General features: G+C 43.1%; 9 protein-coding genes. 6 read left to right on the top strand and 3 right to left on the bottom strand.

The window, feature by feature from the left end; all coding sequences use genetic code 11:
• Positions 1-51 precede the first annotated feature (51 nt).
• A complete protein-coding gene (locus tag V6W81_RS13110; RefSeq protein ID WP_338543615.1) occupies positions 52-2,043 on the top strand; it encodes a sucrose-specific PTS transporter subunit IIBC in 1,992 nt (663 codons plus the stop codon).
• A 73-nt stretch (positions 2,044-2,116) separates the two neighbouring features.
• Here V6W81_RS13110 and V6W81_RS13115 read toward each other — a convergent pair whose 3' ends face one another.
• From V6W81_RS13115 to V6W81_RS13125, 3 genes are all read right to left on the bottom strand, one after another.
• Complete coding sequence (locus tag V6W81_RS13115) at positions 2,117-3,016, bottom strand: manganese catalase family protein (RefSeq protein ID WP_056692131.1); 900 nt, start codon at positions 3,014-3,016, stop codon at positions 2,117-2,119.
• 219 nt (positions 3,017-3,235) lie between these two features.
• Complete coding sequence (locus V6W81_RS13120) at positions 3,236-4,957, bottom strand: cellulase family glycosylhydrolase (protein ID WP_338543617.1); 1,722 nt, start codon at positions 4,955-4,957, stop codon at positions 3,236-3,238.
• A 257-nt stretch (positions 4,958-5,214) separates the two neighbouring features.
• A complete protein-coding gene (locus V6W81_RS13125; protein WP_338543619.1) occupies positions 5,215-5,814 on the bottom strand; it encodes a TetR/AcrR family transcriptional regulator in 600 nt (199 codons plus the stop codon).
• Positions 5,815-5,994: 180 nt separating this feature from the next.
• Between V6W81_RS13125 and V6W81_RS13130 the strand changes: the two genes are divergently transcribed.
• The 5 genes from V6W81_RS13130 to V6W81_RS13150 all read left to right on the top strand — a co-directional run bounded on the left by V6W81_RS13130 (position 5,995) and on the right by V6W81_RS13150 (position 13,826).
• Complete coding sequence (locus V6W81_RS13130; protein WP_338543621.1) at positions 5,995-6,765, top strand: SDR family NAD(P)-dependent oxidoreductase; 771 nt, start codon at positions 5,995-5,997, stop codon at positions 6,763-6,765.
• 324 nt (positions 6,766-7,089) lie between these two features.
• Complete coding sequence (locus tag V6W81_RS13135) at positions 7,090-8,532, top strand: 6-phospho-beta-glucosidase (protein ID WP_145048607.1); 1,443 nt, start codon at positions 7,090-7,092, stop codon at positions 8,530-8,532.
• A gap of 262 nt (positions 8,533-8,794) precedes the next feature.
• Entirely contained in the window at positions 8,795-9,625 is an 831-nt protein-coding gene (gene licT / locus V6W81_RS13140; RefSeq protein ID WP_056692118.1) for a BglG family transcription antiterminator LicT, read from the top strand.
• A gap of 292 nt (positions 9,626-9,917) precedes the next feature.
• Positions 9,918-11,813, top strand: coding sequence for a beta-glucoside-specific PTS transporter subunit IIABC (locus V6W81_RS13145; RefSeq protein ID WP_338543623.1), 1,896 nt, complete (start codon positions 9,918-9,920; stop codon positions 11,811-11,813).
• A 549-nt stretch (positions 11,814-12,362) separates the two neighbouring features.
• On the top strand, positions 12,363-13,826 hold the full coding sequence (locus V6W81_RS13150; RefSeq protein WP_338543625.1) for an Msr family ABC-F type ribosomal protection protein: 1,464 nt from the start codon (positions 12,363-12,365) through the stop codon (positions 13,824-13,826).
• The last annotated feature ends 122 nt before the right edge of the window (positions 13,827-13,948 follow it).

The following is a 13,948-nucleotide window of genomic DNA, read 5'->3' on the forward strand; positions in this document are numbered from 1 at the left end:
TGTCGGCATCTCAGGCGGCGAATATGGATTTATTGAGAGGAATGAATAAGGATGTCGGAGAACAAAAAAATTGCCGAAGAAGTCATTCAGGCCATCGGAGGCAAGGAGAACATAGCTTCCTTTGCCCACTGTGCGACACGTTTACGTATCATGGTCAATGACAAAGAAAAGATCGATCAGAAGCAAATTGAGAATATTGATAAGGTCAAGGGTGCCTTTTTTAATTCAGGTCAATATCAGATTATCTTTGGTACAGGTACGGTCAATCGCATTTTTGAAGAAGTTGAGAAGCTTGGCATTGAAGGGTCTTCCAAAGAAGAGGTGAAGAGTCAGGGGAAAAAGGAAGGCAATGCGTTTCAACGTGGCATCCGTACGTTCGGTGACGTCTTTGTTCCAATTATCCCTGTGCTTGTGGCGACAGGTCTATTCATGGGTCTACGTGGCTTGCTTACACAAAATGAAATTTTATCCTTGTTCGGTGCGACGCCAGAGGATATTTCACCGAATTTCCTGCTGTTCACTCAAATTCTGACGGACACTGCATTTGCATTTCTACCTGCACTGGTGGCATGGTCAGCATTCCGTGTATTCGGCGGAAGTCCAGTCCTCGGTATCGTCCTGGGTCTAATGTTGGTTAACCCAGCGTTGCCGAATGCCTACGCAGTAGCTGATGGATCAGCACAACCGCTGCATATGTTTGGATTTATCCCGGTGGTAGGGTATCAAGGCTCCGTGCTTCCGGCATTCTTCGTGGGATTGATTGGAGCGAAGTTCGAGAAGGTACTCCGCAGACGTGTGCCTGAGGCGCTCGACTTGATCCTAACACCGTTCATTACGCTTACAGTCATGATTACGCTAGGATTGTTTGCAATCGGGCCAGTATTCCACTCCCTTGAAGAATGGGTACTTCAGGGAACAACAGCTGTATTGGATCTGCCGTTTGGTATTGCGGGAATCATCATTGGTTTCTTTCATCAAATTATCGTTGTTACCGGCGTGCATCATATCTTCAACTTTCTTGAAATTCAGTTGTTGGAGAAAACAGGCTTTAATGCGTTTAATGCCATTATAACCTGCGCTATGGCTGCTCAGGGTGCGGCTTGTCTAGCTGTAGGATTAAAAACGAAGAACATGAAGTTAAAAGCACTTGCACTACCTTCATCATTGTCTGCATTTCTCGGTATTACAGAACCGGCCATTTTCGGTGTGAATCTGCGCTACATGAAACCATTCATTATGGGTCTTGTGGGGGGAGCTGTTGGTGGCTTCATCGCTTCATTGTTCCACCTACAAGGCACAGGTATGGCTGTCACCGTAATTCCAGGAACATTGCTGTACCTGAATAGCCAACTTCCATTGTACATTCTGTCCAATCTGATTGCGATGGCTATCGCATTTGCACTGACATGGTTCTTTGGTTATAAGGATGCACCTGTTGTGGAAACGGCTACGTCTACGCATTCAGGCGGTGCCAATGGGATTAGCACGAATCCAGCAGTAGCAGTAGATCAATCAGAGGTTGATCGTACTCATACGAATGAGATAACAAGCAGCCGTCAAAAGGTAGAATCGCTAACCATTTTGTCACCTATGACAGGCACGGCGGTTGATCTTGAGCAGGTTCCTGATCCTGCTTTCTCAGAGAAGCATATGGGCGAAGGAATCGCTATTGAGCCATCCGAAGGTCGTGTAGTTGCACCGTTTGATGGCACGATCGCCCATGTCATGATCAAGAGCAAACATGCAATCATTCTAGAACATGAAACTGGAGTACAAATGCTTGTGCATATTGGGATCAACACGGTTGGACTCAAAGGTGAAGGCTTTACCCTGCACGTCAACAATGGGGATGTGGTAAAAGCCGGACAATTATTGATTGAATTCGATATGGATTTCATTCAGAATGCCGGTCTACCGATGATTACACCTGTATTGATTCCAAATGGAAATGAAACGATTGAACGCGTGGAAACATCCATGACGGGTAGCGTGCAAGCAAATGGTGAAGCTATTATGGTTGTAACATTTACGGAACCACAATAAGGAAATATTCAGAAGGAACCTGGTGAGTCTATCAGGTTCCTTTTTGCATGTTAAGAGTGATGATTATTCCAACCTATAGACCCGCTTCTCGTTTTAGCCTTGAAGCAATCAGCAGAAGATCTTCTGCAGAGATGCCTGGAGCGAATTCTTCGGGTAGATCAGGCAGATCAGGAATGCTTCCACTATGACCAGGTAGGCCGGCATAGGCTTCCAATTTGCCTCCATCAATAGGATGCACACCTTTCCAGATCTGTGCGATGTTCTGATAATCCTTATCGCTAAATGTATAAAGCCTGCGATGTTCACCCATCGCTTCCCATTTACGAGTGGTATCAAACACTTTATTGTCGAGTTTCGGAATCGGAAATAATTTAGTCACGTCAACCCCAGTGGCGATCTGTAGTGCTTTTGCATAAGCCAAGATATGTACGCCTCCGCGGACAAGCAAATAACCGGTCATCTCCCTAGCCGCAGGATGATCCGTCATTTCGTAGACTCTCATTTTATGCGTACGTGCACCGCATTCCAGAAAAAAGTTATGCAGCAGATCGAAGATCAGATTGCCACTGCTTACAACATATGAACCATTCCAAGGTCTACCCATGGAATCATATGGGAGTGCGGTTTGGGCAGATTCGATGAAATGGGAGGTCATACGTGCATCTTTACCGATGCGTAAAGGTGTGGAATCTGGATCGCCCGGAGATGTAGAACCCACTAACATGAGATTAATCGTATTGGCAACTAATTCAACATGTCCGAATTCTTCCGCCGTGATACTTGCGACAATGTCATAGAAGGCACGAAGCTTTGTTTTTCCCCGAAAATTAAAAGATTGAAACATGTAATTGTTGAGCGTTGACATTTCCCCGAATCGTCCACCCAGTAGTTCCTGTACAGCACTCGCTCCGTTGGGATCAGGACTTCCTGAGAGGGGAAGCTCAATCGCCAAACGATCGACACGTTTAAACATGGTGTTACCTCCTCTAACCAAATTACAGTATAGGTATGAGTCGCTACTTGTACGTTATTCGGAACTATCGGAAACATCCAAAAATAAATACAGATAAGGTCATCTACGGTAGGAGTGACACAAGTCTAAATATACACAAACGCCCTGTTAGAGCGAAGTGCTCTGACAGGACGCCGTATTGAACGATTTTTAATTGAAGTGAGTCAGGTTATGTCGAGATCAGGAAGCTGTGCCAACAACGCTGTTCCCATTTTTCGTGATTTTGTAGGTGATGATATCTCCACTCCAGAAATGGAACTTAAGAATGACTTGTCCATCATTGGTTTCGTTGAAGAAGTTTTGTTTCAACTCAATTACATTACTATTGTAATTCGGGCTGAACGTGTAGGAGAACTCTTTAAACGATGTCCAGTTCTGTGGCCCTGCATTACCGCCATTGACATAGGTTGCTTCCATAGTGGCAAGTTGGTTGCCATTGAATGTTGTTGGAATTGCGAATGAGCTTGTAGTACCTGTTGTACTGTTCAATTTAGGCGTGTCATATTTGATAAGATTGAAATGCCAGTTAGCCCCTTTGTTGAATTTTGCTGTGAGCTTCGCGTTAACACCAAGGTTGCCTGAAGAGGTAAGTCTAGTTAACAAGCTGGACTTCAATGTGAGGACATCACCGCTAATAGTGTAATCTGACCCTTTAACAAGGGTTGTATTTCCATGAACAAGAGAGTTGAAGGTATTGCCATTCAGGTTCAATTTTACGGTTTTATCTTGTACTGCAGCGCCTTTTTTCAGATAGACTTGATCTGATTCTGCTGTTGCAGAGCGTCCAGTCCAGCTTGCTTTCATCGTATTATAGAGATCTTGGTCAGACCAAGTGAAGGATGTACGGCCAAAATGCTGACCATTATCCCATAACATCGTTGTCATTTGCTTTTGACGAAGGTACTGCCCAATGAATTCGAAGAATTTCAGCTTTTCACCTTGTTGAATGACACCGGTATGCTGGTCAAATCCAAGCAAGCCATATTCGCCGACAATGACAGGGATGCCTTTAGCTACAAATGCATTGTAGACGCGGTCAAATGTGTCCGTAATATCTTTTTGAACCTCAGCGTTATATTTGGTCACACCTGCAATGTTTACACTGAACGGCCAAAAACCATAATAGTGCACTGTAGCGATAATGTTCGGATCATTTAATTTGGAAATGGTCTGTAATAAGGCATCCAAATCAGCTTGGTTAGAAGCTGTATGTAACGTTGGGAGAACGAGAGGGCGAGTAGCGTTGTTACCACCAGATGTTCTCACAATGTTATGGAATGACGTATTTAGCTCGTCCAATAGACGGTATGAAGTTGCAGGATCTGTTGTTCCACCTTCAGTGAAGCGAGGCTCGTTGACACTTTCGAACATCAGCTTGTTCGAGCTGTTCTTGAACTTATTGGCGATCTGAGTCCAAGCCGCATTGTATCGAGCAAGAACATTCGTGCGATCATTCTCCATGTAACTGATCCATTGCCATGAATCATGATGAATATTAATCATCACATAGAGATTGGCATCGAGCGCCCAGTTTACCACTTCTTGCACTCGGTTCATGTAAGCGGCATCAATTGTGTAGTTAGGTGCTCCTCCAATGTGAGCCTGCCAGGTCACAGGGATACGAATGCTTTTGTAGCCTTGGTTAGCAATATTCTGAATCAACTCTTTGGTGATGCGGGGATTACCCCAAGCGGTCTCATCTGCTCCAATGGCATCCAGTGAATTACCGAGGTTCCATCCAGGTTCCATCGCTGACACATACGATTGAATGCTCGAAGGTGCGGCAGTCACAGAAGGCTGAACTTGTTCGTTACTAGCCGCTGATGCGATGGCCGAGGAGAAAAGTGATACAATCATCGCCGTGACGAGGGTAAGAGAGAGAACAGATTTACGTTTAGTCATTAATCATAATCTCCTTTTCTAGAAAATGAGTGTGTACTACCGAATGAACCAACGAAATACGGGGTATCTAGGTTCAAGAAGTAACATTTTACTTAATGTCCAAAAAAGGAACCACCTCCAAATAAAGGATTGAAAGCGTTTTCTGAATTGAAATATATCATGATTACCAAAATCAAAGTACCCCAATAATTAGGTTAAAAATCATGTAGAAATTAGTGGTATAGACACCAATTTTGTAAATAGAAGTAAGCTTAAAATTATGTTCTCTCCCGTTTCACATGGAAAACTTCAGTGGATAACAGCATCAGCTCCACAATCTGAGTACTCATATACTGCGGGGAAGTGGGGAATTCTTCTTCAATCCAACGAATCAAGAGACCCGCGACACCATGCGCACGATAGATGTACAGCCACTTAGGGTCAATTAAGGTTCCTTCCTCCAGTTCGTACTCATACTCCGATAGAAATAGATTCTCTATGGCTCGCGCGATTTGGTATCTAAAATCGACCTGGATATGATCGCTTAACAGCAATTTATAAAGAGCGGCATGCTCTTTAAGATATGTAAATAACGTGATATCATCCGTCTGCATTTCTTTCAAATTCACTTTGCTAATCGACTGATAGGGATGCTGTATTTGTCTAATGAACTCATCCAATACATCCTGAATGACTTCGTGTAACAGTTCGTCTTTAGTGGCATAATGGGCGTAAAATGTTCCCCGGTTATAGTTAGCTTCTCGCACAATTTCGGATATGGATAGTTGCTGGAACGGCTTTTGGAATAACAAATGCACAAACGTCTCTTTCAATGCGGTTTTGGAGCGTAGAACACGCTTGTCCAATGAATCTGTCATCGTATGTTCACCTCAAATTCAGTATGGTCGAATATCACTATTCCTGCAACTTACTGTACAAATCATATGCATATGTACAGTAACGTACAAATGCTGGTAGATTACGGATTGATGGTGATTCAAATAGTTTATATATTGGGAGTTGAGAGGGTTAAATACAATAAAATTGGAGGTATTCTAATGACATTTCCCGTACTAGAAGGCAAAGTAGCTATTGTAACAGGAGCAGCAATGGGCATGGGAGAGGCAACAGCGAGGCTGTTCGCAGAGGCCAAAGCTAAAGTGATTGTTGCAGATTTTAATGAAGAAAAGGGACGTGCCGTAGCTGAAGCGATTCAAGCATCTGGTGGCGAATCTGCTTTTTACAAAGTTGATATTTCAAAATCTGAAGAAGTGCAGGCGATGGTGAAGTTTGCCGTAGATACTTATGGTAAACTCGATGTAGCTGTCAACAATGCGGCACTTACACCAGATGATAAACCAGCCGCAGAGTTTGACGAAGCGTACTGGCATCGTTTGATGTCCGTCGATCTAACAGGAACCGCTCTGTGTATGAAGTATGAATTGCAGCAAATGTTGAAACAAGGGCATGGTGGCTCAATTATTAATATCTCTTCCGTGAGTGGATTCCGTCCTCAACCTAATAACATTGCTTATGTTGCTGCCAAACATGGAGTCGTGGGCATGACGAAGGTAGCTGCTATGGAAAATGGCCCACATAACATTCGCGTAAACACAGTAGCACCAGGTGCGATTGACACACCGATGCTTCGTGGGGCGTTGGATCAATTCGGCTTTACTGCCGAGGAATATGCTCCTCAGCTTAGCTTGCTGAATCGTTTTGGACAACCTGATGAAATCGCACAAGCGAGCCTCTGGTTGGCATCGGATGCATCGTCCTATGTAACGGGCACGACAATACATGCTGATGCTGGTTACACCTCGCGATAAGAGTAGATTACTGCACTGGTACTGAAGGTCAGCATTGGAAAATCCCAGCTGTGCAGCCGTGCAAGCAAGGTGAAACCGCTCTCATTATTATTATTTCTAAAAAAAGAATCTACATTAAAATTGACATTTCCTCTATTCCTTGCTAAAGTTTTATCCAATCCGCATAATTGTGATCTGGGAATGTTACCGATACGGGCATAACCTGAGCTGGCTTGCTTACACGTCAAAGTGTAACCAGGCTGGTTCGGGTTTTTTCTATTTATTTATCCTAGATTGCAGAATCGTGGTAGATGATGAATTACATAATTCGGAAGGAGCATAATGATGACTAACTTTAAATTTCCTGCAGATTTTCTATGGGGTGGAGCCATTGCTGCCAATCAAGCGGAAGGTGCTTACCTGGAAGATGGCAAAGGACTGAGTATTGTTGATCTCTTACCAACTGGTGAGAATCGTAGAAGCATTATGAAGGGGAATGTTCCAGGTTTTGAACCGCTGGAAGGCGAATTCTATCCTTCACATGGGGCGATTGATTTCTATCATCGTTATCCTGAGGATATTGCTTTGTTTGCTGAAATGGGCTTCAAAGCACTGCGTGTATCCATTGCGTGGGCGCGCATTTTCCCATCGGGTGAAGATGCACAGCCGAATGAGGCTGGTCTGAAATTTTACGATGATCTCTTCGATGAATTGTTGAAGCATGGCATTCAGCCTGTCGTTACGCTCGCACATTTTGATGTGCCTGTGAATCTCATTCAGAAGTATGGCAGCTGGAGAAGTCGGAAGCTGGTAACCTTGTTCGAAACTTATGCAACAACCGTGTTTACACGTTATAAAGATAAAGTGAAATACTGGATGACTTTTAATGAGATCAATATGTTGCTGCATCTGCCATTCTTGGGAGCTGGGTTAGCGTTTGAAGAAGGCGATAACGTTAAGGAAATTCAATATCAGGCTGCTCACCATCAGTTGGTTGCAAGTGCGCTGGCTGTAAAGGCTTGTCATGAGATTATTCCAGATGCCATGATTGGTTGTATGCTTGCTGCCGGCAGCTTCTATCCATATACATGTAATCCGGAAGATGTGTTCCAAGGCATGGAAAAGGACAGAGAGTCATATTTCTTCATTGATGTTCAGTCACGTGGTGAATACCCTGGTTATGCCAAACGTTTCTTCAAGGATCACGATTTGAACATTGAAATGCAGCCAGGCGATGCCGAAATCCTGAAGAATCATACTGTGGATTACATTGGCTTCAGCTATTATTCAAGCCGTACAACGAGCACTGATCCAGAAGTGATCAAAAATATGACAAGTGGCAACGTATTTGGCTCTGTGGCGAACCCGTATCTGGCAAAATCCGAATGGGGCTGGACAATTGATCCAAAAGGATTCCGTATCACTGCGAATCAATTGCACGACCGTTATCAGAAACCACTGTTTGTCGTAGAAAATGGATTCGGTGCTCATGATGAAGTCACAGTAGAAGGTGAAGTAAACGATAGCTACCGGATTGATTATTTGAAACGTCATGTTGCCGAAATGGGTGAAGCAATTCAAGACGGTGTGAACATTATTGGTTACACGAGCTGGGGGCCAATTGATATCGTTAGTGCTTCATCAGGCGAGATGAGAAAACGCTACGGCTATATCTATGTTGATCGGGATAATGAAGGGAACGGAACTCTGCAACGTGTGAAGAAAAAGAGCTTTTATTGGTATCAAAATGTAATTCAATCTGACGGAACCAATCTTGGCGAAGAATAATACCTTAGCTTGGCAATCGGAAGAACCAGAACAGTGGGACTTCCGGTTGTCCCCTCATTGAAAGCGTTGACATATGGACACGTTTCGCGCTATACTTGACGCAAATATATCGTTTATGGGATTGTTACTACACGAAGTAGGCAAAACCTGAGCAACAAAAAAAGAAGACATGTTGTCTTGTTTATTTTGTGTTGCTTCAGGTTTTTTTGTGCCCAAAAATGATAAATTACAGATATACGTGGAACGTGACGGGGGGATTGAAGTGAAAATAGCTAAGGTTATCAATAATAACGTGATCAGCATATATCAAGCCGATGGAGCAGAGCTTGTGGTGATGGGACGTGGGATTGCCTTTAAGAAGAAACCGGGAGATATAGTAGATGAGACCCGTATTCAGAAAGTATTTGCACTAAAAAACAAGCAGACATCGGATAATTTCAAAATGCTGCTTCGTGAAGTACCATTGGAGCTTATTGAGATTGTTGAAGAAATTATTACTTACGCTAGAGATCAGTTAGGCAGAAATTTGAATGAAAATATCTATGTATCTCTAACCGACCATATCAATTTTGCGATTGAACGTTATCGCGAAGGAGTCGAGATAAAAAATGCTCTGATGTGGGAGATCAAACAACTGTATAAAGCGGAGTTCAGCTTAGGTTTAAGGACGTTAGAAAATATTAAAACCAAGATGAATCTTGATCTTCCGCAAGATGAAGCAGCGTTCATTGCCCTTCATATTGTGAATGCAGAGATGAATGAAGAAGTGATTACCACGATGAATATTACGAAGTTTATTCAGCAAATTATTAATATTGCCAAATATCATTTCAAAATGGAATTCGATGAAGAGTCACTCAGCTATTTTAGATTCATCACACATCTGAAGTTTTTCTCCCAAAGGGTACTGAGCGGTACGCATTATGATAATAACTACGACCATATTTATGACTTGATTAAGGTGAAACATCCTGAAGCGGCAGCTTGTACAGAGAAAATAGAGATGTTTGTGAACAAAGAATACAATCATCAGCTTACCAACGAGGAAAAACTATATTTAACCGTTCATATTGAGCGAGTAGTTAATCGTTGAAAACTAGGAACAATATCACATATGATCGAGCATAAATGTTTGTGGATAATAAATGTTGACAAATTTGGTTAAATTATAATATTATTATATTAACAGGAAATGAATACGATTTAACTGGGATTGTTACTGGTTATGCAGGCAAAACCTAAGTCATGAGAAGGCACGGATGAAAGTGTCCCCCTTCCTCAAGGCTTAGGTTTTTTGCGTGCAAAAAAATCGGTAGGAGGCCTGTGAGAGAACTTTGCACCAATGCAATAGGTAGTGTGAGTTCAGAAAATATGGGGGTGCAATCATGAGTCAACAAAAACTGGCTAAAGAGATCGTAGAGCTAGTCGGCGGCGAGAAAAATGTAGTGTCATTGGTTCATTGTGCAACACGACTGCGGTTTGTATTGAAGGATGATAGTAAGGCTGACAAAGCGAAGCTGGAGAAAACCGATGGTGTTATTGCAGTCAAGGAAAATGGGGGACAGTTCCAGGTTGTCGTAGGTAACAAAGTGCCGGAGGTGTATAGTGCCATCGGTGAAATTAGCAACATTCTGAATGATTCATCGGACAAGGAAAAGCCGAAGAAATCAGCTAAAGGTCTTGGTGGCATCATTGATGTCATCTCAAGCATCTTTGCACCACTACTAGGAGTTATGGCTGGTGCGGGTATACTTAAAGGGTTACTACTTATCGCTAGTAATTTGGGGTGGTTAGAAACAACGGACACCACCTATATCATCTTATTTGCAGCAGCTGACAGTTTATTTTATTTCTTGCCCCTGTTGTTAGCGGTTACAACGGCTCGTAAGTTCCAAGGTAATATTTTTGTAGCCATGACGATTGCGGGTGCCTTGATATATCCAACCATAATTGGGCTTAAAACAGAGGGAACTCCGACTGATTTCTTCGGAATCCCTGTCGTATTAATGACTTATTCATCTACCGTTATTCCTATTATCCTCTCTGTCATTGTCATGAGTAAGGTAGAGAAATTCTTCAATAGAACGCTACACGATAGCGTGAAAAACTTTGTTACACCGTTAATCCTACTCGTTATTATGGTACCACTTACATTAATTGTGTTCGGTCCATTTGGAGTTTATGTAGGTAATGCAATTGCATCCGCACTTGTTGCGGCCTTTGGATTCAGTCCATTGCTTGCAGGTGCAATCATGGGAGCTAGCTGGCAGTTACTCGTAATTTTCGGAGTACACTGGGGTCTGATTCCTGTATTTATTAACAACGTTGCTGTTTATGGACGAGATGGTGTTAAGCCGGCTGCAACTGCATCTGTCTTCGCTCAGACGGGAGCTGCCTTCGGCGTAATGTTGAAAACAAAAAATAAAAAGCTAAAAACGTTAGCAGGTTCATCGACATTAACCGCACTGTTCGGAATTACAGAGCCAGCGATCTACGGGGTTACGTTGCCACTTAAACGTCCATTCATTGCTGGTGTAATTGGGGGCGCAGTTGGTGGTGCTATTATCGGGCAAGCAGGAACACAGGCGTTTGCATCTGGAGCGCCAGGATTGTTAACTTTGCCTATTTTCTATGGACCAGGTGGTGAAGGTTTCCCAGGATTGATTCTTGGTATCACAGCTTCCTTTGTTGTCTCAGCGGTATTAACGTACATTATGGGCTTCAAAGACCCGGTTGAAGAAGAAACATCAGCAACGACCACTACGACTGCCACTGTTACTAAGGAAGCACCGGTTCGTACGTCGGCCGTTTCTGATGAACAAGTGTTTAGCCCGATCGAAGGTACAATCGTTAGTTTGACAGAAGTTCCTGACCCGGCATTTTCCTCTGGAGCAATGGGTGACGGAATTGCGATTGAGCCAACAGTTGGTAGAGTGGTCGCTCCGTTTGACGGAACGGTAACGGTTGCCTTTAAGAAGAAACATGCACTTGCGGTTGTATCGGATACAGGAGCCGAAATTTTGGTTCACGTGGGTGTGGATACGGTTAAGCTGGATGGACAACATTTTACATCTCACATCCAAGAAGGTGACCGTGTCAAAGCTGGTGATCTATTGCTAGAGTTCGACATCGCTCAGATCAAGGCTGCAGGGTATCACACGGTGACACCGATCATTGTAACGAATTCAGCTAATTATGAGAAAGTTGTACCCATGGCAACCGGTGAAGTCCGGGCGCAGGAAGCATTGTTGACTTTGCATAGTGCTCAGCCTCAAACGTAACTTAGAGAAAGAAGAGCGTGCTAAGGAACGTTCATAGATTACTTAATCTACATTGCCTAATCCACATTACAATTCTTATAGCCGTGCCTACGTTAAGTATAGAAATCTTGGTTAATGGGGTGCGGCTTTTTGACTTTTAAAGGGTGGGAAATTATAATTAATCTTGTTAATTTATACTAGAACGGGAGGAGAATTGTTGAATATGATACATGCGATCAGATTGCGTTTCCTGACCTTGAACCGTTAACTAAATACGTTCAAAGGCTCTGTAACGTTCAGAGTAAACAGGAGCAGTCTGTCCATTTTTGACAATTCTCAGGTAGGCGCTATGCGCAAATCATATATTCCTGTTTATACTGAATCACAGGCCGTAGCCTGTGATTTTTTTGTTTTTTTACTTTGGAAATTGAAGGGCTCTTGTGAGTCTGGTGGGATAAGGAGGTTCGCGTATGTCCATGTTACTTTTCTATTGATACGAGCGAGGTTGACTTGCTCGTATCGATCAACGCTATCGATACGAAATCATTATAAATTTCGGAGGTAGCGAATATGGAAAAATGTTGTTACGAACTTGAACAGGTCAAAATGACCTTTTTAGATAAAGAGATATTAAACATTGAGCGTTTGGCTATGCATCAGTTGGATCGGATCGGTATTGTGGGCGGAAATGGTCAGGGTAAAAGCACATTATTGAAGCTAATTGCCGGACAAATTCAGCCGAGCGCGGGTAGGATTAAACGATATGTTGATCATAGCTATTTCGAACAAATGGAGGCTCCGCATCCTGATGAACATATGGAGACGGATGGGGAATGGTTGGGCAGACTCAGTATTCCTGTCCATCATGAACGGTTAAGTGGAGGGGAGCAGACGAGGCTGAAATTAGCGGGCATGTTCGCGAACTACCATGAAGCGCTATTGTTCGATGAACCGACGACACATTTGGATCAAGAGGGAATTACTTTTTTGGTCAACGAATTGCGTTATTACTACGGTGCGCTGTTGATTGTCAGTCATGATCGGTCTCTTCTAGATGAGCTTGTCACGACGATATGGGAAGTGAACGATGGCGCCGTTAAGGTGTATTCGGGCAACTATAGTGATTACAAGGCTCAGCAGCGATTGGAGCGAGATCAACAGAATCAAGCCCATGAGCAATTCTTGAAAGAGAAGAGACGGCTTATGCATGCTGCACAAGACAAAATGAAAAAAGCTGAGAAAATAACGCAAGCAGGCAGTATGTCTAAACGAGAAACGAAGGCTAAGGCGAACCGAATGTTTGAAACCAAGTCTAAGGGAACGAGTCAGAAAGCTGTGCATCGGGCGGCTAAGGCCATAGAACAGCGAATGGAACAGCTTCATGAGGTTGAGGCAGTACAGGAGAATCGTCCTATTCATTTTCGACAATCCAAAGCGCTGGAGCTGCATAACAAATTTCCGATAATGGCGGATCGTTTAACTCTTCAAGTGCAGAGCAACGTATTACTGGATCAAGTCAGTTTTCAAATTCCTTTGAAACAGAAGGTAGCCATTACTGGCTCTAATGGATGTGGGAAAAGCACGCTGCTTCGTCATATCCTAGATGCTAACACAGAGATTATTTTATCTCCCAAGGCCCAGATTGGTTATTTGGATCAAATGAGCTATCGGTTCCAAGGGAACGAAACTATACTGGAGTTTCTGATGAAACGTTCTGACTATAATGTCGCGGAGCTGCGAAGTTGTCTACATGCAATGCAATTTACCGGCACTGATCTCAATAAAGAGGTTAGATCGTTAAGTGGTGGGGAAGCCATTCGTCTTCAATTATGTCGGTTGTTTCTAGGGCAATATAACATTTTGCTGTTGGATGAACCGACAAACTTTCTAGATACCCAGGCGTTGGAGGCGTTGGAGCAATTTGTAGTTGGTTATGAAGGAACGATCCTATATGTTAGTCATGACCAAACCTTTATCAGAAATACAGCAGATATGGCACTGCATATAGAGCATCGGAAAATAACCATATCATAGTGTATAGTGTGATGAATTACAGTCTTATATGAAATAAAACCAAAGCTGTCCAGTTTATCTGGGCAGCTTTGACCTTGCTACATAGTTACATAGACGGAAGACGGACAAGATCGTCGAACTTC

Source organism: Paenibacillus tundrae (genome assembly GCF_036884255.1).
GTDB lineage: Bacteria > Bacillota > Bacilli > Paenibacillales > Paenibacillaceae > Paenibacillus.